Source organism: Herbaspirillum sp. WGmk3, assembly GCF_023952535.1.
Classification (GTDB): Bacteria; Pseudomonadota; Gammaproteobacteria; order Burkholderiales; family Burkholderiaceae_D; genus Herbaspirillum; species Herbaspirillum huttiense.
Window position 1 is genome coordinate 305,799 of record NZ_JAKYWT010000003.1, and the last position, 20,009, is coordinate 325,807.

The window sequence follows — 20,009 nt, forward strand, 5'->3', positions numbered from 1 at the left end:
CTCGGCCGCTGACGTTTAATAGACCTCACTTGAACAGCGATTGATTGGTATCCGTTACTGTGCAAGGTTCCTCCCCTCTAGTGTTGAAAGCACCACTAGCTCGCGGATCCGGCCTCCCCTGTCGGATCCGCTTTTTTTATGTGCGCTTCTGCCGGGCACAAAAAAAAAGCCGGACGCATGTCCGGCTTTCCTGAGCGCTTGCTTGCAGCGATGTCATCTTCAGCGATTGGGCGGGAAATTGGTCTCGCCCGGCAGCAAGGTATTGGCCGGCAGGGCCTCCTGCTGCTTGAGCCGCTCGTAGAGCGGCGTGAAGTCCGGCGCGGTATCGTTGAAGAGCTGTTCGAAATCCTTGATCACGAAATAGGTCTCCTGATAGGTGTCGATCTTGTAGAGCGTGCGCATGATGCGCTCCACTTCAAACGGCACGCGGCGCGGCTGGTCGCTGGAGAGGCAGTACTCGACCTCGCCGCCCGAGGAGAGGATGCCGGCACCATAGATGCGCAAACCCTCCTTGCTCTGGATCAGCCCGAACTCGATGGTGTACCAGTACAGGCGCGCCAGATAGGCCAGCCCGTCGAGCTTGAGCGCCTTGAGGCCACCCTTGCCGTATTCCTGCAGGTGGTTGGCGAAGATCGGATTGAACAGCAGCGGGACATGGCCGAAGAAGTCATGGAACAGATCGGGCTCGACGATGTAATCGAACTCGTGCTCTTCACGCAGCCACACCGTGACCGGGAAGCGGCGATTGGCCAGGTGCTCGAAGAAGGTGTGGTCCGGCACCAGGCCCGGCACGGCCACCAGCTCCCAGCCGGTGGCCTTGAAGAGTGCTTCGGTGGTGCGGTCAAAGCGCGGGATGCCTTGCGAGACATCGAGCGCCTTGAGGCTGTCGATGAAGACATCACAGGCGCGACCCGGAATCAACTTGGCCTGGCGTTCATAGAGACGACGCCACAGCGCGTGCTGGGCGGGCGTGTAGCCCTCCCAGTTCTGGGCCACGACGTAGTTGGCGTCGGCCTGGCTGTAGTCGCCGCGCAAGGCTCCGCTATCGGACTTGGTGGCGACGGTGGCGAAGAAATCATCGGTGTTGGGATTGGTGCTCATGGCATACCCGTTATCAAAGTGAGGCGCATATTATGCGCTCCCGGCACGGGATGGTCATGTGCGTTCGCGCAAGCAGCGCGTCAGGCAGCAGGCGGCGGCGTGCCGTCGTCCTTCTTTTTGGTACCGATGCCGGTCACGCGCGCGCCCCATTTCAGCAGTGCCTTGAAGTTGGCCTTGACGATATAGTCCAACATTGCAACTTGCTCTTCCAGCGCTTCCTGGAACACCGTGGCCGAGTTGGCAGGCTTGATCTTGAGGTAGGCATCGGCCTCGCCATAGTCGCGGTGGATTTCCATGCCGGCCTTCTTGGCGATGTGCATCATCACCTTGTTGGACGAGAGACAGTGCATGTACAGCGTATCGACATCGGCATTGCGACAGTGCATCGAAGCGCGCATGAACAGGCGCGTGCCCACCCCGAGCCCGCGTGCGGCGGCCGTCACCGAGACCCCGAACTCGGCCACCACCGGCTTGATGGTGGCACCGCTGATGCGCGTGCTCTCCTTGGGCGCGAAGGCCAGGTGGCCGACACCGAGCAGTCGCAAGCGACGGTCATAGACGCCGAAGACGGTATCGCGCTCGAAGTTGATGCCCTCCACGTAGCGCGTCACCATCTCATCGGAGAGCTTGGAACCGAAGCGCAGCAGGCGATCCTTTTCTTCCAGCGCCAGGAAGTGGCGCAGCAGGTGGCGGCGCGCACGCGGCGAGAGCTCCTTGACGAAGACGTTGGGCTTGTCCTGCTTCTCCGGCTGTGCAGGCGGCAAGCCGGATTGCTGGCCACGCAAGCGCTGGAGGAGACGGGACAGGGGATGGCTCATCGTGACGTTTCCTCAAGACTGCGCCGGACGATGCTGCTCGACATAGGCCGCCACTTGCGCGGTACGTGCCGCCAGGATGGCCTCAGGAATGCGTTGCGGCTGTGCCTGCTGCTGCGCGATGGCGCCGGCATCGATGGCCTGCGCGGCCTGCAGTGCGCCTTCCAGATAAGCCGCCTGCGGGAAGGGCTGCAACTCCAGCCCGGTGCGGCCGCGATGGTCGCATTCCGAGGCGCGCAGCATGTCGACGAAGCGCTGCGGTTTGCGGAAGGCATCGCACCGTGCGAAGAACTTGACCAGGGTATCGGGACGCATCTCGAAGGAGCGTCCCACATTGCCATGTTCGCGCGCCGTCATCAGCGCCAGGTCACGGCATTCGCCGGGCACCTTCAGGCGCGTGCAGACGTCTTCGGCCAAACGCTCGCTGCGCGCTTCATGGCCATGATGGCGCGGCCAGATCTCGGGTGGCGTGGTGCCTTTGCCGAGGTCGTGCAACAGCGCGGCAAATCGGATCGGCAATGAAAAATTCTGCGCGGCGGCCCAATCGACCACCAGCATCACATGAACACCGGTATCGATTTCGGGATGCCATTTCTCCGGCTGCGGTACGCCCCACAGCGCATCGAGTTCGGGCAGGATGCGCTGCAAGGCGCCGCAGGCGCGCAAGACCTCGAACATGCGAGACGGCTTGTGCTCCATCAGGCCGCGCGCCAGTTCCTGCCAGACGCGTTCAGGCACCAGCGCATCCACCTCGCCCTCTTGCACCATGCGCTGCATGAGCGCATTGGTTTCCGGGGCCACCGTGAAATCGGCGAAGCGCGCCGCAAAACGTGCTACGCGCAGGATGCGTACCGGATCTTCGACAAAGGCCTCGGAGACATGGCGAAATACGCGCGCCTCAAGATCGGCACGGCCGTGATACGGATCGACCAGGGTGCCATCCTCATCCTGCGCAATCGCGTTGATGGTGAGGTCGCGGCGCGCGAGATCGTCTTCCAGCGTCACATCGGGTGCGGCATGGAAGGCGAAGCCCTTGTAGCCGGGCGCGGTCTTGCGCTCGGTGCGGGCCAGGGCATATTCCTCGTGGGTGTCGGGATGGAGGAACACCGGGAAGTCCTTGCCGACGGGGCGGAAACCCAGTTCCAGCAACTGCTGCGGCGTGGCCCCCACCACCACGTGGTCGCGGTCCTTCACCGGCAGGCCCAGCAAGCCGTCGCGCACTGCGCCGCCGACGGTGTAGGTCTTCATCGGCTGCGCCTCACTGGTGGTCCGGAAGGATTTCCTTCTCGGCCAGCGCCTCGGCGATCCAGCGCGCCACCGCCGGGTGCTCGCGCACACGGTCGGCATAGGCTTGCAGGGCCGGAGCCAGCGGCACCTGGTAGCTGACGAAGCGCATCACCACCGGTGCATAGAAGGCATCGGCAATGGAGAAATCGCCGAAGAGGAATTCATGATGGCCGAATTGCGAGAGGCACTCTTCCCAGATCTCGCACACGCGCGCGATATCGGCTTGTGCGTCGGCGGTGCGCCCCTTGCCGGGGTAGCGGCCACGGATATCCATGCTCATGGCCGTGCGCAGGCCGGTGAAACCGGAGTGCATCTCGGCACAGATGCTGCGCGCGATGGCGCGGGCATCGGTGCGGGCCGGCCACAGGTGGCGGTCAGGGAATTGCTCGGCCAGGTATTCGCAGATGGACAGCGAATCCCAGATCGCGATGTCGCCATCGAGCAGCACCGGCACGCGGCCCGAGCCGGTGTAGCGGGCGATCTCGCCGGCGGTCTCGGGCTGGTCCAGCAGCACGCGCACTTCCTTGAAAGGGATATCGAAGGCCACGGCGGTGACCCACGGGCGCATCGACCACGAGGAATAATTCTTGTTGGCGATCACCAGGGTGGGCATGTGGCGTCCGGCCTTTTGCAGGGTTTCGGACAAGACCGGATCCAGTTCTGTATCTTGCATGGGAGCTCGTTTCTCGAAGATCAATGTCGCGGCGACTGAACCATTCAGCGTCGCGCGGTGCTACGGAAAAAGTCGAATTGCTGTTGCGGGCTGCGCGGCAGGAGATAGCCGGGAATGACGTCTTCCAGTGCGCGCGGCGTGAGCTGCAGCTCGGGGGCGATGGGGCCGTGCAGGACATTGTCCACCTTCATCGAGGCGACGTTGTCGCGGCTCATCAGCTTGCCCGGCAGGTGTTCCAGCGCGAAAGCCTGCAGCCAGCCGGCCGCATCGGGCAAGCCGATCACCGGACGCGGATGGCCGCTGTACCAGCCCGACAGGCGCACCAGTTCACGCAGAGAATATTGCTTGGGCCCGCCCAGCTCGAACACCTTGCCGCCCAGACGCGGCAAGGCCAGGGCATTGACGAAGGCCTGTGCCACATCACCCACGTAGACCGGCTGGAAGCGCGCATCAGGGCTGCCCAGCGGAATCACCGGGAACAGGCGGTTCAGGCCGGCGAACATGTTGATGAAATTGTCGCCCTCTCCGAACACGACCGACGGACGGAAGATGGCCACATCGAGCGCCTGAGAAGCCAGCGCTTCCTGTTCGCCGGCCGCCTTGGAACGCAGGTACATCGACGGCCCCTGGGCATCGGCGCACAGCGCGCTCATGTGCAGGTAGCGCGGCACGCCCTGCTGCACGCAGGCGGCCACGATGCGGCGCGGCAGCAGCACGTGCTGGCGTTCGAAATCCGGACCATAAGGGGCACCGCCACGCGCCGGGCGCGATTGCAGGATGCCGACCAGGTTGATGACCACGTCCGCCTCGGCCACCAGGCGCGCCAGCACGGCATCGTCATGGATGTTGGCCTGGACCACGCTGACCACGGGCGAGACCAGCAGATGCTTGGCGCGCTCGTAGCGGCGCGTGGGCACCATGATGCGGTAGCCGGTGGTGCTGCCCAGCAGTTCGATCAGGCGAGTGCCGATGAAGCCGGAACCGCCGATGACGAGGATCTTCTTGACTGCCATTTGTCTCTCTCCGATTTCCAGGGAAGACCGCTGGCCGCCGCGTCAGTGAGGGACGGCGGCCGCGGCGATGGGATCAGGGCAGGTCGGTGGCGACGTTGGCATTGGGGGCCACCGTGCCCATGCGCTGCTTCAGGGATTGCGGGCGGTTCTCGAACATGGCCGCATAGTAGGTCGCATTGGACATCACGTTCTTGACATAGCCCCGGGTTTCATTGAAAGGGATGATCTCGGCGAAGATCGCCCCTTCGACCGGACGCGGCAAGGTCGCGCGCCAGGTGCGCGGACGGCCGGGGCCGGCATTGTAGCCGGCGGTGGCCAGGGTTTCCGAGCCTTCCAGGTTGTTCAACACCATGTCCAGATAGCTGGTGCCCAGCAGCAGGTTGGTGTTGATGTCATTGACCTGGTCGGCCGTGAATTCGGTCATCCCGATCTTCTTGGCAACGAACTTGGCGGTAGCCGGCATCAACTGCATCAGGCCGGAAGCGCCCACGTGCGAACGGGCCGACTTGATGAAGCGCGACTCCTGGCGGATCAGGCCATAGACCCAGGCATTCTCCATGCCCAGCGGACGCGTGGCCGCATTCATCTCGGGCAGGTGCGGTGCCGGGAAGCGCTGGGTGAAATCGAACTCGGTCTTGGTGCGGTCGGAGGTGTTGACCATGCGGTCCAGCACATCATTCTGGCGTGCGTATTCGGCGGCGGCCAGCAACTGGCGGTCGGTCATGTTGCGCAGTTCCCAGTTCCATTCGCGGATGGCTTCGAAGCGCAGGTTCAGCTGATAGAACTTGAGCGAACGCTTGAAGCCGGCATTCTGCGAATACAGCGCCACTTCACCGGCGCCCGGCGGGGTCGGGCCGGGCGGAATGGTGATCTGCTGACCCAGCTCTTCCAGCGCCAGCTGGCCATAGAAGCTGAAGTTGGGCGCGATCGATTCGAACAGGCGGCGCGCGGCCTCGTTCTGGCCTTCGGCCTTCAGGGCACGGCCGAGCCAGTAGACCCAGGCAGTGTCGCTGCGCAGCGGGGCCGGCATGGCTTCGATGGTCTTGCGTACGGTCTTCCAGTCGCCGTCGCGAAGGGCCATGCGGACCTTCCATTGCATCGCATCCTGGGTCAGCGGCGCGTCCTTGGCTTTGCGCCAGTAGTCCGAGGCTTCCGGTGCCAGCTTGTAGGATGCGGCCAGGGCAATCTGTGCCCAGCCAAGCGCGACCTCCTGCGAACTCATGTTGCGGCCGGCATCGTTGAGATAGGTCGCGGCCTGGGACGGATTGTTTTTGGCGATGCGGCCCAGGGCGATGATGTAGAGCTGGTGATTCACCGGGCCCCGGCCCGGTCCCTTGGCCAGCATCAGCGCCGGACGATCCATCACCTGGGTCACGCTGACATCGCCGCTGTCGACCAGCACCGCCGCACGGCGGGCCACGGTGGCATTGCCGTTCTCGGCGGCCTGGCGGATCTGGAACCAGACGTCGGCATCGCTGAACTGGCCGTTCTGCGCCAGGGTGGCGATCAGGTCGCTGCAGCCCTGGCCATAGTCCTTGGGATTGCTCAGCAGCGCACGCGCCTCCTCGGCCACATTGGCCCCCTTGAGCGCGCGCGAGTTCAGGGCAAAGCACTTGACCTGGGTATCATCATTGAGCACGAACTTGGGGTACTGCTCATCGAAGACGGCCCAGTTGCCGGTCTTGCCCAGGGCCAGCAGCCAGTCGTTGCGCAGGCGATCAACGATGGCCTGGCCGTCCCAGCGGGCCAGGAAATCGCGGATCTCCTGCTCGCTGGCGCTGTAATCGCGCACGCGCGGCTTGAGCCGGTAGTAATCGACATAGGACGCCAGCTCATAGCCCGACAGCCGCGAGGCCAGGTCTTGCGCCAGCGCGGCGTTGTCGCTGGCGGCCGCCTGGCGCAGGGCCAGGAAAATATCGTCAGGAGCGGCGTCCGGGGCCACACGCTTCTGGGCGTGGGCGGCGGGCGCAGCGGTGAACATGGCACCGGTCGCCAGCGCCAAGGGGAGCGCCACGGAGGCGGCCAGCGCGCGCAGGCGCTGGTTGAACGGATGATTCTTCGGACGCATACTCATGCAAGCTTCTTCATGCAGATTGTTGGAACAAATAATGAACCCAAGCATAGCACGCGATACGCCCCCTCCACCGACGGAACAGGAGGCGGCCGCCCTTCACAAACAGCGCCTGCGCGCCGAGCTGCTGGCGCGCCGCAAGGCCCTGCTTGACGAGGACAAGATCGCAGCCGATGCCATCATCGGGCAGCGGGTACTGGACTGGTGCGCCACGTACGCCATCCACAGCCTGGCGGTGTACCAGCCGATCCGGCGCGAACCGGATCTGTCTGCGGCCTATAACGCGCTGGCCGCGCGCGGGGTGCACCTGTGCCTGCCGGTGGTGGTCGATAAAGATTCGGCACTGGAATTTCGCGCCTGGCAGCCTGGCGATCCTCTGGAAAAGGATGGGATGGGCACACTCGTGCCACCGGCCGGGACCACCGTCGTACAGCCGCAGGCCTTGCTGATTCCTTGCCTGGGTGTCAATGCGGCAGGATGCCGTCTGGGCTATGGCGGCGGCTTCTACGACCGCACGTTGGCGGCCAGTCCGCGGCCGCTGGCGGTGGGGGTCTGCCACGGCTTCGGACGGGTCGAATTCGAAGCGCAGGCGCACGACATCGCGCTGGATAGCGTCATTTTCGACGATATATGAAGAAAAAAGCCGGACTCAGGTCCGGCTTGAAAAGGCAATCTCCGCCTACTTCACCAGTTGTTGCCAGATCGCCTCGGTCGGCCCCGCCTGGTTCAGTGAATAAAAATGCAAACCGGGCGCCCCCCCAGCCAGCAGGCGCTGGCACAGCTGGGTCACCACGTCCTGACCGAAAGCGCGGATCGATTCGGTATCGTCGCCGTAGCTGGCCAGCTTGAGACGGATCCAGCGCGGGATCTCGGTACCGCACATGTCCGAGAAACGCATCAGCTGCGTGTAGTTGGTGATAGGCATGATGCCGGCAATCACCGGAACGGTCGCGCCCAGTCTGGCGGCCTCGTCCACGAAGCGGAAGTAGGCGTCGGCATTGTAGAAATACTGGGTGATGGCCGAATTGGCACCGGCCTTCACTTTGCGTGCGAAGTTCTGCACGTCGTCCTGCGGCGAGCGCGCTTGAGGGTGCATCTCGGGATAGGCCGCCACTTCGATGTGGAACCAGTCGCCGGTTTCGGCGCGCACGAACTCGACCAGTTCGTTGGCATGGCGGAATTCGCTGGAGGCCTGGTCCACGGCGCCATAGCCGCTGGGCAGGTCGCCGCGCAGAGCCACCAGGCGCTTGATGCCTTGGGCACGATAGTCTTCCAGGATGGCACGCAGGCTGGCACGGGAGCTGCCGATGCAGGACAAGTGCGGCGCGGCGTTATGGCCTTCACCGATGATTTCCAGCACGGTGTCGCGCGTACCCTGCTGCGTCGAACCGCCGGCACCGAAGGTCACCGAGAAATACTTCGGTGCCAGCGCCGCCAGCCGGGCGCGGGTAGCGCGCAGCTTTTCCGCCCCCTCGGCAGTCTTGGGCGGGAAAAATTCGATACTGAAATTATGTGTACTCATTGATTCGAACCCGATTTCAGCAACAGTGTGGACAGTGCCCAAGACACGATGCTGTAGAGCAGTGCGCCGCCAACCGCAGACCAGAAGCCGGCCACGTGGAAGCCGCCGACCAGTTGCGCCACGACCCAGAACATGAGGCCATTGATGACCAGGATGAACAGGCCCAGGGTGAGCATGGTCACCGGCAGGGTCAGCACCACCAGCACCGGGCGCACGATGGTATTGACGAACCCCAGGATCAGCGCGGCCAGCAGGGCCGAGCCGAAGCTGTCGACCTGCACCGAGTGCATCAGGTAAGGAACGGCCAGCAAGGCCAATGCATTGATGAGCCAGGTCAGCAGCAGGCGCATGTAAAAACCTTTCGATCCCGTCGGGGAGTGATGAAGATACGTGAAGCTTGCATCACCTCAGGAGGGGATGCAAGGTCCGCGGGCGGGAGACGATGCTGAGACTGCCGGGCCGGCCCTCTCAGGGGAAGAGAGGGCCGGCGCCAGGCAGAGATCAGTAGCGGTAGTGCTCAGGCTTGTAGGGGCCTTCGACCTTCACGCCGATGTAGGCGGCCTGTTCGGCGGTCAGTTCGCTCAACTGCGCATTGAGTTTCTTCAATTGCAGACGGGCGACCTTTTCGTCCAGGTGCTTGGGCAGCGTGTAGACGCCGACCGGATAGTCCTTGGTGTTGACGAACAGTTCGATCTGGGCAATGGTCTGGTTGGCGAAGGACGAGCTCATCACGTAGGACGGGTGGCCGGTGGCACAACCCAGGTTCACCAGGCGGCCTTCGGCCAGCAGGATGATGCGCTTGCCATCGGGGAAGATCACGTGGTCGACCTGCGGCTTGATGTTTTCCCAGGTGTACTGCTTCAGGGCGGCAACTTCGATTTCATTGTCGAAGTGGCCGATGTTGCAGACGATGGCCTGGTCCTTCATCTTCTTCATGTGCTCGTGGGTGATCACATGGTAGTTGCCGGTGGCGGTGACGAAGATGTCGCCGTGTTCGGCGGCGTAGTCCATGGTCACCACGCGATAGCCTTCCATGGCGGCCTGCAGGGCACAGATCGGATCGATCTCGGTGACCCACACTTGCGCCGACAGCGCGCGCAGGGCCTGGGCTGAACCCTTGCCGACGTCACCGTAACCGGCCACGATGGCGACCTTGCCGGCGATCATCACGTCGGTGGCGCGCTTGATGCCGTCCACCAGCGATTCGCGGCAGCCGTACAGGTTGTCGAACTTGGACTTGGTGACCGAGTCGTTGACGTTGATGGCCGGGAAAGCCAGCTTGCCTTCCTTGAACATCTGGTACAGGCGGTGCACGCCGGTCGTGGTCTCTTCGGTGACGCCCTTGATTTCCTTGATGCGCTTGGAATACCACTGCGGGTCCTTGGCCAGATAACGCTTGATGGCGTTGAAGAGGCACACGGCTTCTTCCGAATCGGGCTTGTCCAGCACCGAAATGTCCGCCTCGGCACGAGTGCCCAGGTGCAGCAGCACGGTGGCGTCGCCGCCGTCGTCCAGGATCATGTTGGAATAGCCACCGTCGGTCCATTCGAAGATGCGGTGGGTGTATTCCCAGTATTCATCCAGGGTTTCGCCCTTGACGGCGAACACCGGGGTGCCGTTGGCCGCGATGGCCGCAGCAGCGTGATCCTGGGTCGAATAAATGTTGCAGGAGGCCCAGCGCACTTGCGCGCCCAGTGCTTCCAGGGTCTGGATCAGCACGGCGGTCTGGATGGTCATGTGCAGCGAACCGGTGATGCGTGCGCCCTTCAGGGGCTGGGAAGCAGCGAATTCCTCGCGGATCGCCATCAGGCCCGGCATTTCGGTTTCAGCGATCTTGATTTCCTTGTGGCCCCAGTCGGCCAGCTTGATGTCTGCGACGATGTAGTCTTGGGTAGGATTGGTGGTCATGGCAATGGCGCTGTTCACGCCCTCCTTTCATGAAAAAGCCAGAAAAAAAGTAACGTGAGCGCGGTTGCCAGGCGACTTGCGCCTGTTCACCGCTTCAAGCCTGGCAGGGGATGTCCCTGTCGCAACGCTCCTTGCAGCGGTGAGGCATTGTGAGATTTGGCGTTCCGGACGCAATGCCAACATCGGAACAGTGCGCGAATCTTCATTCGCGGGAACAGCATTGTAGCGCGGGTCAGGCGTTAGTCAATCCTCGGAACAGGCGTGTGAATCACTATTCACAAGCCTTTCCAGCAGGTTTGCAGATGCATTGGCGCTTCATTGTGCATACTGCAAGCCGGCTCGTGCCGGATGGGCTGGCTTACAGGCCGGCCGAGGCACGCAGGGCGGCGACCTTGTCGGTGCGCTCCCAGGTGAATTCCGGCTCTTCGCGGCCGAAGTGGCCGTAAGCGGCGGTCTTGGCGTAGATCGGACGCAGCAGGTCCAGCATCTGGACGATGCCCTTGGGACGCAGGTCGAAGTGCTCCTGCACCAGTTGGGCCAGCTTTTCATCGCTGATCTTGCCGGTGCCGAAGGTGGTCACCATGACCGAGGTCGGCTTGGCGATACCGATGGCATAGGACACCTGGATCTGGCAACGCTCTGCCAGGCCGGCAGCGACGATGTTCTTGGCCACATAGCGGCCGGCGTAGGCAGCCGAACGGTCGACCTTGGACGGGTCCTTGCCGGAGAAAGCGCCGCCACCGTGGGGCGCTGCGCCACCATAGGTATCGACGATGATCTTGCGGCCGGTCAGGCCGCAGTCACCCTGCGGGCCGCCGATGACGAAGCGGCCGGTCGGGTTGATCAGGTAGCGGGTGTTCTTGAGCCACTCGGCCGGCAGCACCGGCTTGATGATTTCCTCGATGGCGGCTTCGTGGATGTCCTTCTGCTCCATCTCGGGCGCATGCTGGGTCGACAGCACCACGGTATCGATGGCGACCGGCTTGCCATCCACATACTTCAGCGTGACCTGCGACTTGGCATCCGGACGCAGCCAGGGCAGGCGGCCATCCTTGCGCAGTTGCGACTGGCGCTCGACGATGCGGTGGGCGTAATAGATCGCGGCAGGCATCAGTTCCGGGGTTTCATTGCAGGCGTAGCCGAACATCAGGCCCTGATCGCCGGCACCTTGCTCCAGATCAACGCCACGGCCTTCGTCCACGCCCTGAGCGATGTCGGGAGATTGCTTGTCGTAGGCCACCAGCACGGCGCAGCTCTTGTAGTCGATGCCGAAGTCGGCGTTGTCGTAGCCGATGCGCTTGATGGTTTCGCGGGCCACATCGATGTAGTCGACGTTGGCACGGGTGGTGATTTCACCGGCCAAGACCACCAGACCGGTGTTGCACAAGGTTTCGGCAGCGACGCGGGAATGCGGATCCTGGGTGAAAATGGCATCCAGGATGGCGTCCGAGATCTGGTCGGCAACCTTGTCGGGATGGCCTTCGGAGACGGATTCGGAAGTGAAGAGATATTCGTTGGACATGCAAGCCTCTGACTGAAAACGATTTACCAATGTCGCGGCCCATCGTTAGTCGTGCCTGCGACGCTTTAGCGATATTTGTACCCCGTCTCGCAAGTTGTCATTAACTCGACGGCTTGTGCTATTTTACGCGTCTTGCATTTTTCTGCAATTTGACGGCGGAGCAACTCCGCCTTTTTGTTATCGGCAAGTATGCTCGTTTCTTTATTCCGCCTGCTCTCTTTCCTGCCGCTGCCGGCCTTGCATGCCCTCGGCGTGGTGGTGGGCTGGCTGGTTTTCCTGCTCTCCCCCGCCTATCGCCGCCGCCTGACTGACAACATCACCCTGGCCGGCCATCGCGGCAGCCTGTGGAAATCGGTCGGGGAAGCCGGCAAGGGCATGTTCGAGCTACCCTTCATCTGGTGCGCCCGCCCGGAACGGGTGTTGCGCACGGCGCGCATCGTCAACTGGGATCTGGTCCAGCAGGCACTGGACGCCAAGGCCGGCATCGTCTTCCTCACTCCGCACCTGGGCTGTTTCGAGATTTCGGCGCAGTCGGTGGCGCGCCATCACAGCCTGAGCGTGCTGTACCGCCCACCGCGCAAGGCCGCACTCAAGCCGCTCATCGAGGGTGCCCGCGCCCGCGCCAACCTGCACCTGGCACCGGCCAACCTGTCCGGCGTGCGTATCCTGCTCAAGGCCTTGAAGAATGGCCAGGCCATCGGCCTGCTGCCGGACCAGGTGCCGCAGAATGGCGAAGGCGTGTGGGCCAATTTCTTCGGCAAGCCGGCCTATACCATGACCCTGCCAGCCAAGCTGCAACAGATGAGCGGCGCGCCCATCATCCTGGCCTATGCCGAGCGCCTGTCCTGGGGACGCGGCTACGCCATCCATTTCGTGGCCTTTGAAGGTGAACTGGGCGAAACGCCCGAGCAACAGGCTCGTGCCATCAACGCCGCCATGGAAAAGCTGATCGCCCGCTGCCCGGCGCAATACATCTGGAGCTACAACCGCTACAAGACGCCCCCGGGCGTAACCCCGCCGGGAGCCGCGCAATGAGAGCCCTGATCGGGCTGATGTGGCTGCTGCACTGGTTGCCGCTGCCCATTCTGGGACGGCTGGGCGAGGCGCTGGGCTGGCTGCTCTATATCTATATGCGCCCGCGCCGCCGGATCACCCTGATCAACCTGCGGCTGTGCTTTCCCGAGAAATCGGAAGAGGAACGCCGCCTCATCGCCCGCCGCCACTTCCAGGCCTACGCCCGCAGCGCCCTGGAGCGCGGCATCCTGTGGTGGGCCCCGGAGTCCCGCCTGAAGCGCCTGATCCAGGTCGAGCCCGGCATTCCCTTCGAGACGCTCGACAAGGGTCCGACCATCCTGCTGTGCCCGCATTTCGTCTGCCTGGAGATTCCCGGCATCGCGCTGGTGCTCAACTCGGACTACTCGGTCTGCACCATCTACTCCCGCCAGCAGAACGAAGTGGTGGACCAGGCCCTGCTCAAGGGACGCTCGCGCTTCCGCCCGGTGACCCTGCTGGCGCGCGAGAAAGGGGTCAAACCCATCATTCGCGCCATGCGCGAGGGCCTGCCCTTCATCATGCTGCCGGATATGGATTTCGGCACCCGCGATGCCGAGTTCGTCCCCTTCTTCGGCGTGCCGGCCGCCACGCTCACCGCCACCGCCCGCATCGCGGCGGCCACCGGCGCGTCGGTGGTGCCGGTGATCACCACCTTCCTGCCCGGCTATCGCGGCTGGAAGACCACTTTCTATCCGGCCTGGGAAAACTATCCGGGCGACGATATCGTGGCCGCCACCCGCCGCATGAATGCCTTCATCGAAGAACGCGTACTGGAAGCCCCGGCCGAATATTTCTGGGCGCACAAACGTTTCAAGAACCGGCCCCCGGGCGAGCCCGACGTCTACCGCAAGGGCCAGCACTAGGCCCTGATCTCCCTCCCTGCGCCCTGTGAATCGGGCGCGGCGTACTTATAATGATGTGATGAAAATCAAATTTACCAAGATGCATGGTGCCGGCAACGACTTCGTCGTGCTTGATGCCGTTAACCAGGCCATTTCGCTCACCCCAGCCCAGTGGCAGTTCATCGCCGACCGCCGCTTCGGCATCGGGGCCGACCAGATGCTGGTGGTGGAAAAGGCGCAAGCCCCTGGCGTCGATTTCCGTTATCGCATCTACAACGCCGATGGCGGCGAGGTGGAGCAATGCGGCAACGGCGCGCGCGCCTTCGTGCGTTTCGTCACCGAAAAGGGCCTGACCGACAAGCGGGCGATCCGGGTGGAAACCATGTCCGGCGTGATCGAACCGCGCCTGGAAGCAGACGGCCAGATCACCGTGGACATGGGCGCGCCCATCCTCACGCCGGCCGACGTCCCCTTCGACAGCCGCGGGCTGCAACACCGTACCGAAGCCGAGGACACGCTGTGGCCGCTGGATGTGGCCGGCAAGACCACCTGGATCTCGGTGGTGTCGATGGGCAACCCGCATGCGGTGCAAGTGGTGGAGGACAGCGAAGCGGCCCCGGTCCTGGTGGACGGACCGCTGATCGAGCACCATGAACGTTTTCCCAGGCGCGTCAACGCGGGCTTCATGCAGGTGGTGGATCGCCATCACATCAATCTGCGCGTCTACGAACGCGGTGCAGGAGAAACCCTGGCCTGCGGCACCGGCGCCTGTGCCGCGGTCGTCGCGGGTATCCGCCGTGGCCTGCTGGATTCGCCGGTAGCGGTCCAGACCCACGGCGGCGTGCTCAACATCGCCTGGGCCGGCCCGGGCGAACCGGTGATGATGACTGGCCCCGCGGTGACGGTGTTTGAAGGCGAAATCGAACTGCCTGATTCGCTTTGATCCCGGAGAGTTCGGGATCAAGACAAAGCGGCTTGCTGAGGCATCAGCAAGCCGCTTTTCATTTGCGCTGCAAGGCTTGCGCTGAACAGTGACTTCAGGTTCAGTCAGGCCGCCAGATCCTGGGTCTCGGTTTCCTCGTCTTCCTGCGACTGGGGCAGCACGGTCTTCAGACGGTACAGACGCTGGCGGTAATTGCCTTCCGGCCCGCTGGGACCGCAGTCCATGTCTTCGAAGAGCCGTCCGATACGGTTGAGCGTACCACGCTGCTCGCCGGTCTCCACCATGATGAGCCGCCGCTTGCTGCGCGCGTACTGGCTGCGGATGTCGATCATCAGGCAATGTCCGCAATCCGCCTGCTTCAGGTCGATCAACAGGGCTTCGGGCCGGGTCAGGCCAAACAGCATGGCCAGCTCGATGCGGGCGGCCAGGAAGGGATGGGCATTGACCTGCTCGCGGCTCATCTGTGCGCGGGCCTGCACGGCCCAGGCGGCAGATTGCGGACGATCCGCCACCTTGTCGAGCAAGGCTTGCGCCTGTTGCGCACCCTGGCTTGCCGCCTTTTGCAACCAGTACAGCGCACGCACGTCATTGGCGGGATCGTCACGCCGGTTGCGCCACGCGCCCACGCCGCATTCCAGCTGCGCCTCCACATGACCCATCTCGGCGGCACGCTCCAAATAATGCTGCACATCGGCAAGGTTGCGCTGTGAAAATTCCGGCTTCAAATAGATACGGGAAAGAACAAACCAGGCCGCTGCCATCCCCTGCTCGCCCGCCAGGGTCAGCCAGCGGATGGCCTTCTTGTAATTGGCCGAGCCTTGTCCGGCAAATCGGCGCTCACCCGAGGCATCTACCCGCCCATACAACAGGCCCAGGGCCAGTTGCGCATCCCGGTCGCAGGCCAGGGCCGCCAGTTCCAGCAGTTGCTGGGCCTGCAGGAGATCAGGGCGCTTGTCGGACTGGTGCACTTCGGCCAGGCGGCGCAGCAACTGGATGTTCTGCGCACCGAGCGCAGCAGCCAGCGCCTCCGAAGGAGCATTGAGCTGCGCCACCTGCTGTTCATGCTGGCGCAACAGGGCATCGGCCAGGGGCTGGGCGCGCTGGCGGAAGGCCGCAAAGTCGGACTGCTGCCAGGCGCTGTCGGCCAGCGCATGCTGGGCCTGTTCGATACCGGCATCGGCGGCTTTCTGCGTCCATTGCTGCAATTGCTCGGGCCTGACCGTTGCCGCCGCCGCTGGCGCCACATCGGCTGCGGCCTCTGACGATACTGCTGTCGGGACCAGCATGCGTTCGCCCTGACGCGCCAGCAGCCACTGGGCATCCGGATCGCCCTCCGCTGCCACCGTTTCCAGCGCGCGCAGCGCGCGGCTCTTCTGCTCGGGACTGGCCGCCGCCACGCCGGCAGGATGTTCCAGGAGCAGGCGCGCCAAGGTCAGACCAGCGCGCGTGGCCCCCGCCTCGAAGGCGCGCTCGTACCATTGCGCAGCTTCGTGCGGCTTGCCCAGCTGGCTCACAACTTCATAGGGAATATGCCGGGCAATGAGCATCCAGGCATCGGCCAAGCCCTGGCGGGCAGCCCGCTCCAGCCAGTGCCATGCGGTGCCCGGACTTTGCGGCAAACCGTTGCCGCCAAACAGGTAGCGCTGGCCCAGGCTCAGTTGCGCCTGGGCATCTCCGGCACGTGCTGCCCGGATGATTGCTAGATCTTCGCGATTGGCCATCCAGCCTCCACATCAGGTCAGAAAGCCAAAATTATGCCGCACAATCGACATTTTTTTAAAATTCCCTGGAAAAGTATCCAAATGCATCGTTTTAACAACAAACTTGTTGACGAGACGGGGCGGATCAAGTTTTGCGCGGCCATGCCGTTAATGAGTGACACGCTGCAAGCCAAAATTTGCCTGTCATGCATTGACGGGCAGGAAAGCGTTTGAAAAAAACAACACTCCATCCGTGGATTGACGCTTTCAACCAAAATTCCTCCCTCCACGTGACCAATCTGCGGCCACGCCAAATGAGAACCCTTAATGTCTCACCATCCGACCAGAAGTACGGATCCTCAAGACTATTTTTATAGAAGGATGTCAAATGAAAAAATCTCTGCTGGCACTGGCCGTCCTCGGCGCGTTCGCAGGTGCTGCTCAAGCACAAAGCTCCGTTACTATCTACGGTATCGTTGATACCGGTCTGGTTTACACCAGCAAGGCTGTCAACACTGGCAACGCCAGCACCGGCAGCAAGTTCGGTCTGAACTCCGGCATCATCCAAGGTTCGCGTATCGGCTTCAAGGGCGTTGAAGATCTGGGCGGCGGCCTGTCGGCTGTGTTCCAACTGGAAACCGGCTTCAACAACGACAACGGCGCTCTGAACGGCCAAGATCCGAACACCACCAACCTGTTCCGTCGCAAGTCGGTCGTTGGTCTGTCGGGTGGCTTCGGCACCGTGCTGGTTGGCCGTCAAACCGACTTCGCTGACACCATCTCCGCTTACACCTCCGTGAACGATTTCGGTGGCGTGACCGGCGCTGTTGGCCACAACCTGAACCGCCTGGAAGGTACCCGTACCAACAACTCCATCAGCTACACCACCGCCAACCTGAGCGGCTTCACTGGTAACCTGATGTACGGCTTCGGCGAAACCGCTGGCCAAACCTCCGCTGGCCAATCCTTCGGCATCGGCGGCAAGTACGACAACGGTCCTCTGGGTCTGGGCATCAACTACTACCAGTCCAAGCAAGGCGCAACTCCTTCGGACACCAGCCTGCTGTCGACCGCTACCGCTACCCAAGCCGGTAACAGCGCCTACAAGGGCCTGAACGTCGTGGCTTCGTACCAGTTCGGTCCGGCCCGCGTGTACGGTAACTACTCGCGCGTCAAGCAAGACCTGAACACCGGTTCGCCGACCGCCGTTGCTGCCAAGACTCTGGGTGCTGCCAACAAGGCCGACATCTATGAACTGGGTACCGCTTACTCCCTGAGCCCGTCCCTGAAGCTGCTGGGCGCAGTGACCCACACCCGTGCTGACTTCAACTCGTCCTCCAAGGGCAAGCTGACCCAAATCAGCCTGGGCACCGACTACTGGCTGTCCAAGCGTACCGACCTGTACGCATTCGTGGCTAACATCCGCGCAACCGACATGGCCAACACCGGCGTGTTCGGCGATGCAACCGGTACCGCCGCCATTGGCAACGCCAGCGACAGCCAAACCGCTGTTGCCGTTGGTATCCGTCACAAGTTCTAATTCAAGGACCTGAAACCGGTGTGAACACATCGGTTTCAACCTGAGTTGAACCTGAGTCGTACCGGAAGAGGCCTGCATGAGCAATCATGCAGGCCTCTTTCTTTTTGCCCTCATCCGCTGCCATCGCCCCGTCCAACTACCCTGAACGGCGCCGATGATTGTCAGTGTGTCCGATAGCGAGGATAATCTCGCGATACTTCCGGTGCGCCCCTCCCCGCGCGCCACCGGCACTCCAACACAGACCCCGCGACGATGACCACCGAACTGGATTCCAGCCTGATTGCCGACTACCTGCTCGACCACCCTCATTTCTTCGAGGAGCACGCCGAACTGCTTTCGACGGTCAAGCTCACCAGCCCGGTCATGGGCCGCGCCGTGTCGCTGCAGGAACGCCAGATGGAAATCCTGCGCGAGAAGATCCGCGTACAGGAACTGCGCATGGCCGATCTCATGCGTATCGCCCAGGAAAACGACGAGATCACCAGCAAGTTCCAGGCATGGAGCCGCGCCCTGCTGCTCACACGCGATGCCGACGACCTGCCGCGCGTGCTGGTGGACCGCCTGCAGGAGATCTTCCACGTGCCGCAAGTCACCGTCCGCCTGTGGAATCTGGGCCCGGCCCACGCCGGCAACTGGGCCACGCAGGAAGTCTCGGACGACGCCCGCATCTTCGCCAATGGCCTGTCGGCCCCGTTCTGCGGCCCCAACAAGGATTTCGAAGCCGCGACCTGGCTGGATGATGCCGCCTCCGTGAAGTCGGTCGCCATGCTGCCGCTGCGCGTCGGTGCGGCACCGGAAGCCTTCGGCTTGCTGGTGCTGGGATCGCCCGATCCGAATCGCTTCACTGCCGACATGGGCACCGATTTCCTGACCCGCATCGGCGAAACCGGCAGCGCCGCCCTGGCCTGCCTGCTGCGCTGAGCGCGGCCGAGCGCGTCCCACCGGGAGTCATGGCATGGATGGCCCAGCTTCCCCGGCGTCTTCCCTGATCGGACAGTATCTTTCCTTCCTGCGCAGCCAGCGCAAGCTGTCGCCGCACACGCTGGACAGCTATGCGCGCGACCTGCAGGAGCTGCGCGCCCTGCTGGCCCCCGCCGATCAACCGCAAGAGGCCGAACCCGCGCTGCAGCGCGTGACCCAGGCCCAGATCCGCAAATGCGCTGCGCGCCTGCATGCGCGCGGGCTGAATGCACGCTCCATCTCGCGCAAGCTGTCGGCCTGGCGCGGCCTGTTCGCCTGGCTGGCCGTGGAACAGGCGATGCCTGCCAACCCGGTCGACGGCGTCAAGCCGCCCAAGAAGAGCAAACCCCTGCCCAAGGCCCTGCCGGCCGACGAAGCCATCCGCCTGGTCTCCCAGGCCGATCCGGCGCGCGACCCCGATTCCACCCTGGCGGCCTGCAACCGGGCCATGTTCGAACTACTGTATTCGAGTGGGCTGCGGGTCTCTGAACTGGCCGGCATTGATGTGAAAGACGTACGCGAAGGCCCTTACGAATCAGCAGGCTGGATCGATCTGGAAGAAGCGGAAGTCACCGTGACCGGCAAGGGCGGCAAGAAGCGCAAGGTCCCGGTCGGGCAGGCCGCGCTGCAGGCGATCCGCGACTGGCTGCCCCTGCGCGCCAGTCTGGTCAAGGCCGATGGCGGCATGGATGGCCATGCGCTGTTTCTCAATGAACGTGGAGCGCGCATGTCGCCCCGGGTCACGCAGCTGCGCCTGAAAGCGCATGGCAAGAGTGTGGAGATGCCGGCCGACGTCCATCCGCACATGCTGCGGCATTCCTTCGCCTCGCATGTACTGCAGAGTTCGGGGGACTTGCGGGCGGTACAGGAAATGCTGGGCCACGCTTCCATCACCGCCACCCAGGTCTACACCGCACTGGACTTCCAGCGCCTGGCCCAGGTCTACGACCAGGCCCATCCGCGCGCCCGCAAGGGCGGCGGGAAATAGTCACTGACGAGCCACAGTCCGGCCGCGCCGCCGCGAGCGCCGGGCCGTGATCGGCTAAAATGGAGGCTTCC

General features: G+C 63.3%; 18 protein-coding genes and 1 riboswitch. Of the genes, 7 read left to right on the plus strand and 11 right to left on the minus strand.

Going from position 1 to position 20,009, the window contains the following annotated elements:
* Nucleotides 1-219: 219 nt before the first annotated feature.
* From phhA to MKD49_RS13375, 6 genes are all read right to left on the minus strand, one after another.
* On the minus strand, nucleotides 220-1,101 hold the full coding sequence (phhA, locus tag MKD49_RS13350) for a phenylalanine 4-monooxygenase (RefSeq protein ID WP_252696526.1): 882 nt from the start codon (nucleotides 1,099-1,101) through the stop codon (nucleotides 220-222).
* A gap of 80 nt (nucleotides 1,102-1,181) precedes the next feature.
* Nucleotides 1,182-1,919: a GNAT family N-acetyltransferase gene (locus MKD49_RS13355; protein ID WP_252696527.1), complete on the minus strand. Its 738-nt coding sequence runs from the start codon at nucleotides 1,917-1,919 to the stop codon at nucleotides 1,182-1,184.
* A 12-nt stretch (nucleotides 1,920-1,931) separates the two neighbouring features.
* Nucleotides 1,932-3,164 carry a multifunctional CCA addition/repair protein gene (locus MKD49_RS13360; RefSeq protein WP_034331934.1) on the minus strand — a complete coding sequence of 411 codons (1,233 nt, stop codon included), beginning with the start codon at nucleotides 3,162-3,164 and terminating at the stop codon, nucleotides 1,932-1,934.
* 10 nt (nucleotides 3,165-3,174) lie between these two features.
* Nucleotides 3,175-3,876, minus strand: coding sequence for a glutathione S-transferase family protein (locus MKD49_RS13365; RefSeq protein ID WP_034331932.1), 702 nt, complete (start codon nucleotides 3,874-3,876; stop codon nucleotides 3,175-3,177).
* 44 nt (nucleotides 3,877-3,920) lie between these two features.
* Nucleotides 3,921-4,889 carry a complex I NDUFA9 subunit family protein gene (locus MKD49_RS13370; RefSeq protein WP_252696528.1) on the minus strand — a complete coding sequence of 323 codons (969 nt, stop codon included), beginning with the start codon at nucleotides 4,887-4,889 and terminating at the stop codon, nucleotides 3,921-3,923.
* Nucleotides 4,890-4,962: 73 nt separating this feature from the next.
* Complete coding sequence (locus MKD49_RS13375) at nucleotides 4,963-6,963, minus strand: lytic transglycosylase domain-containing protein (protein WP_252696529.1); 2,001 nt, start codon at nucleotides 6,961-6,963, stop codon at nucleotides 4,963-4,965.
* A 34-nt stretch (nucleotides 6,964-6,997) separates the two neighbouring features.
* Here MKD49_RS13375 and MKD49_RS13380 point away from each other — a divergent pair, with 34 nt between their 5' ends.
* Complete coding sequence (locus tag MKD49_RS13380) at nucleotides 6,998-7,594, plus strand: 5-formyltetrahydrofolate cyclo-ligase (protein ID WP_252696530.1); 597 nt, start codon at nucleotides 6,998-7,000, stop codon at nucleotides 7,592-7,594.
* A 45-nt stretch (nucleotides 7,595-7,639) separates the two neighbouring features.
* Here the strand turns inward: MKD49_RS13380 and metF are convergent, their stop codons facing one another.
* The 4 genes from metF to metK form a co-directional block, all read right to left on the minus strand.
* Nucleotides 7,640-8,482, minus strand: coding sequence for a methylenetetrahydrofolate reductase [NAD(P)H] (metF, locus tag MKD49_RS13385; protein ID WP_252696531.1), 843 nt, complete (start codon nucleotides 8,480-8,482; stop codon nucleotides 7,640-7,642).
* The gene (locus MKD49_RS13390) at nucleotides 8,479-8,832 is read right to left on the minus strand and encodes a phage holin family protein (protein WP_008332818.1); all 354 of its coding nucleotides are present in this window, start codon (nucleotides 8,830-8,832) and stop codon (nucleotides 8,479-8,481) included. Before MKD49_RS13390 ends, metF begins: the two co-directional genes overlap by 4 nt.
* Nucleotides 8,833-8,983: 151 nt before the next feature.
* Entirely contained in the window at nucleotides 8,984-10,390 is a 1,407-nt protein-coding gene (gene ahcY, locus MKD49_RS13395) for an adenosylhomocysteinase (protein WP_088755197.1), read from the minus strand.
* 49 nt (nucleotides 10,391-10,439) lie between these two features.
* A riboswitch (S-adenosyl-L-homocysteine riboswitch) is annotated at nucleotides 10,440-10,529 on the minus strand.
* 219 nt (nucleotides 10,530-10,748) lie between these two features.
* Nucleotides 10,749-11,912 carry a methionine adenosyltransferase gene (gene metK, locus MKD49_RS13400; RefSeq protein ID WP_039783651.1) on the minus strand — a complete coding sequence of 388 codons (1,164 nt, stop codon included), beginning with the start codon at nucleotides 11,910-11,912 and terminating at the stop codon, nucleotides 10,749-10,751.
* Nucleotides 11,913-12,101: 189 nt separating this feature from the next.
* Between metK and MKD49_RS13405 the strand changes: the two genes are divergently transcribed.
* The 3 genes from MKD49_RS13405 to dapF are packed head-to-tail and all read left to right on the plus strand — an operon-like array spanning nucleotide 12,102 to nucleotide 14,750.
* Complete coding sequence (locus MKD49_RS13405) at nucleotides 12,102-12,947, plus strand: lysophospholipid acyltransferase family protein (protein ID WP_121040627.1); 846 nt, start codon at nucleotides 12,102-12,104, stop codon at nucleotides 12,945-12,947.
* Nucleotides 12,944-13,828, plus strand: a complete 885-nt coding sequence (locus tag MKD49_RS13410) for a lipid A biosynthesis acyltransferase (protein WP_034331920.1) — start codon at nucleotides 12,944-12,946, stop codon at nucleotides 13,826-13,828. The genes MKD49_RS13405 and MKD49_RS13410 overlap by 4 nt, the downstream gene beginning before the upstream one ends.
* A gap of 58 nt (nucleotides 13,829-13,886) precedes the next feature.
* Nucleotides 13,887-14,750, plus strand: coding sequence for a diaminopimelate epimerase (gene dapF, locus MKD49_RS13415; RefSeq protein ID WP_134223577.1), 864 nt, complete (start codon nucleotides 13,887-13,889; stop codon nucleotides 14,748-14,750).
* Nucleotides 14,751-14,854: 104 nt separating this feature from the next.
* On the opposite strand, the gene MKD49_RS13420 is transcribed toward dapF, so the two are convergent.
* Nucleotides 14,855-16,471 carry a tetratricopeptide repeat protein gene (locus tag MKD49_RS13420; RefSeq protein ID WP_252696532.1) on the minus strand — a complete coding sequence of 539 codons (1,617 nt, stop codon included), beginning with the start codon at nucleotides 16,469-16,471 and terminating at the stop codon, nucleotides 14,855-14,857.
* Between the two features lie 367 nt (nucleotides 16,472-16,838).
* On the opposite strand from MKD49_RS13420, the gene MKD49_RS13425 reads away from it, so the two are divergent.
* The 3 genes from MKD49_RS13425 (at nucleotide 16,839) to xerC (ending at nucleotide 19,938) form a co-directional block, all read left to right on the plus strand.
* Nucleotides 16,839-17,990: a porin gene (locus tag MKD49_RS13425; RefSeq protein WP_121040633.1), complete on the plus strand. Its 1,152-nt coding sequence runs from the start codon at nucleotides 16,839-16,841 to the stop codon at nucleotides 17,988-17,990.
* A gap of 252 nt (nucleotides 17,991-18,242) precedes the next feature.
* Nucleotides 18,243-18,911: a DUF484 family protein gene (locus MKD49_RS13430; protein ID WP_039783642.1), complete on the plus strand. Its 669-nt coding sequence runs from the start codon at nucleotides 18,243-18,245 to the stop codon at nucleotides 18,909-18,911.
* 34 nt (nucleotides 18,912-18,945) lie between these two features.
* Nucleotides 18,946-19,938 carry a tyrosine recombinase XerC gene (gene xerC / locus MKD49_RS13435; RefSeq protein ID WP_252696533.1) on the plus strand — a complete coding sequence of 331 codons (993 nt, stop codon included), beginning with the start codon at nucleotides 18,946-18,948 and terminating at the stop codon, nucleotides 19,936-19,938.
* Nucleotides 19,939-20,009: the final 71 nt, after the last annotated feature.

Coding starts and splice junctions, on each gene's coding strand:
- MKD49_RS13355 (WP_252696527.1), bottom strand. CDS start 1,919: ATGAGCCATCCCCTGTCCCGTCTCCTCCAGCGCTTGCGTGGCCAGCAA.
- MKD49_RS13365 (WP_034331932.1), bottom strand. CDS start 3,876: ATGCAAGATACAGAACTGGATCCGGTCTTGTCCGAAACCCTGCAAAAG.
- metK (WP_039783651.1), bottom strand. CDS start 11,912: ATGTCCAACGAATATCTCTTCACTTCCGAATCCGTCTCCGAAGGCCAT.
- MKD49_RS13405 (WP_121040627.1), top strand. CDS start 12,102: ATGCTCGTTTCTTTATTCCGCCTGCTCTCTTTCCTGCCGCTGCCGGCC.
- MKD49_RS13390 (WP_008332818.1), bottom strand. CDS start 8,832: ATGCGCCTGCTGCTGACCTGGCTCATCAATGCATTGGCCTTGCTGGCC.
- MKD49_RS13370 (WP_252696528.1), bottom strand. CDS start 4,889: ATGGCAGTCAAGAAGATCCTCGTCATCGGCGGTTCCGGCTTCATCGGC.
- ahcY (WP_088755197.1), bottom strand. CDS start 10,390: ATGACCACCAATCCTACCCAAGACTACATCGTCGCAGACATCAAGCTG.
- dapF (WP_134223577.1), top strand. CDS start 13,887: ATGAAAATCAAATTTACCAAGATGCATGGTGCCGGCAACGACTTCGTC.
- MKD49_RS13420 (WP_252696532.1), bottom strand. CDS start 16,471: ATGGCCAATCGCGAAGATCTAGCAATCATCCGGGCAGCACGTGCCGGA.
- MKD49_RS13410 (WP_034331920.1), top strand. CDS start 12,944: ATGAGAGCCCTGATCGGGCTGATGTGGCTGCTGCACTGGTTGCCGCTG.
- metF (WP_252696531.1), bottom strand. CDS start 8,482: ATGAGTACACATAATTTCAGTATCGAATTTTTCCCGCCCAAGACTGCC.
- MKD49_RS13430 (WP_039783642.1), top strand. CDS start 18,243: ATGACCACCGAACTGGATTCCAGCCTGATTGCCGACTACCTGCTCGAC.
- MKD49_RS13425 (WP_121040633.1), top strand. CDS start 16,839: ATGAAAAAATCTCTGCTGGCACTGGCCGTCCTCGGCGCGTTCGCAGGT.
- MKD49_RS13380 (WP_252696530.1), top strand. CDS start 6,998: ATGAACCCAAGCATAGCACGCGATACGCCCCCTCCACCGACGGAACAG.
- MKD49_RS13375 (WP_252696529.1), bottom strand. CDS start 6,963: ATGAGTATGCGTCCGAAGAATCATCCGTTCAACCAGCGCCTGCGCGCG.
- phhA (WP_252696526.1), bottom strand. CDS start 1,101: ATGAGCACCAATCCCAACACCGATGATTTCTTCGCCACCGTCGCCACC.
- xerC (WP_252696533.1), top strand. CDS start 18,946: ATGGATGGCCCAGCTTCCCCGGCGTCTTCCCTGATCGGACAGTATCTT.
- MKD49_RS13360 (WP_034331934.1), bottom strand. CDS start 3,164: ATGAAGACCTACACCGTCGGCGGCGCAGTGCGCGACGGCTTGCTGGGC.